General features: G+C 45.7%; 1 protein-coding gene. It reads left to right on the top strand.

The annotated features are described in order from the left end of the window. Positions 1–142 precede the first annotated feature (142 nt). Entirely contained in the window at positions 143–1,018 is an 876-nt protein-coding gene (locus JHD69_RS19705) for an HlyD family secretion protein (RefSeq protein ID WP_199142047.1), read from the top strand. Positions 1,019–1,611 lie beyond the last annotated feature (593 nt).

The following is a 1,611-nucleotide window of genomic DNA, read 5'->3' as shown; positions in this document are numbered from 1 at the left end:
CCCCCCCCCCCCCCCCCCCCCCCCCCCCCCCCCCCCCCCCCCCCCCCCCCCCCCCCCCCCCCCCCCCCCCCTTTTTATGTCGTGGTTCGTCGGCAGCGTCAGATGTGTATAAGAGACAGCGAAAGGCCTTAATCTGGGCGAATTGCAAGGCAACTATCAATCTTTTTATCAGGAATACCTACAGTTTATCAGCACCCAAAATGGGGGCTTTTATTTAACGCAAAAGGCTTACCTGCAAAAAGACCTTGAGGAAGTACGCAAGCTGCAGCAACAGATCTACAAGCAAAAGCAGATCCAGGAGAAGGAATATGCCAATGCCGAAGAAGAGTATGAAAACTACAAAAAGCTGAAAAGCAAAAACGTAATTTCCAATAGCGAGTTTAAGCAACAGGAAAATAAATACCTGGCTAGCAAATATCCTTTAGAGCAAACGGCCACTGCATTAATCAATAACAACGCCAGCTACTTGGCCAAGCAAAAAGAGCTGGCTACCTTAGAAAACACCATTAAGGAGCAACAGGCCAAGTTTGTACAGGCATTAAATAGCATGATTAACGAAACGGAAAGCTGGATGCTGAAATATGTAGTGTCGGCGCCTATGTCGGGCAGGGTAGGTTATGTAGGTATTTTGCAGGAAAACCAGAATGTATCGGCTAATCAGGAATTGTTTATCGTTAACCCAGGCAACACCAATTTTTTTGGTGAAGTACAGATACCTCAGTATAACATGGGCAAGGTAAGCGTAGGGCAAAGGGCATTGGTTAAGCTGCGGAGTTATCCGTTCGAAGAATTTGGCGCCATTAATGGCAAAGTAAGCTATATTACCGACGTAGCCTTAAAAGACAGCGTATTTGTAGCCAAAATAGATTTTCAGCAATTTGAACAAAAGGATCCCGAACATCCCATTGTGTTGAAACAGGGCATGGTGGCCGATGCGGAGATCATTACCAGGGAAAGCTCGTTGTTGCAGCGCTTTTTGCGAAACATGACCAAAATGTTTAACAGCCAAGGCGGCTGAGCCGATACATTTTTAAACAACCGGGTGCTCTTTTTGAGCTATGGGTTTGGTTATTGGGATGATAATTATTAATTTATAGTTAATTCTAACAACAACCAGCATGCGGTTGTAAAACAAATGCCGTGGTGTATAGCCCTGCGTAGAAGGCTAAAATCTATAACCCTTTTAAATCCAAATCATGAAAAAATCGAATTTATTAAGCAAAAACGAGATGAAAAAAGTAAAAGGCGGTGTTCCTGCTTGGAGTGCAACCTGTACAGACCCCATTTCAGGTTCCTCAGTTTGTTATGACAGGATGACGTTGTGCCAGCAATATTGTTGGGATGGATGGGTGTGTACACAAAACACCGGCTCGATAGGTTGTAATTATTAGCATCTGATCGACTTATTCGGTGAAATGACTTAGCATTTTCCAACGCCAATTGGAAATATACCGAAACGTTTATCATTCAAATTTCAGCCATTCAGGGGTATGCCATAACCAAATCATTTAGTTTTTTAGGCTCAGTACTTGCTCTGTCTCTTATACACATCTAAAAGGGGGGGGGGGGGGGGGGGGGGGGGGGGGGGGGGGGGGGGGGGGGGGGGGGGGG

This window comes from Pedobacter sp. ASV12 (genome assembly GCF_016429155.1).
Lineage (GTDB): Bacteria > Bacteroidota > Bacteroidia > Sphingobacteriales > Sphingobacteriaceae > Pedobacter.
The sequence above is the reverse complement of the archived record's forward strand: the minus strand, read 5'-3'. Positions and strand labels throughout refer to the sequence as shown.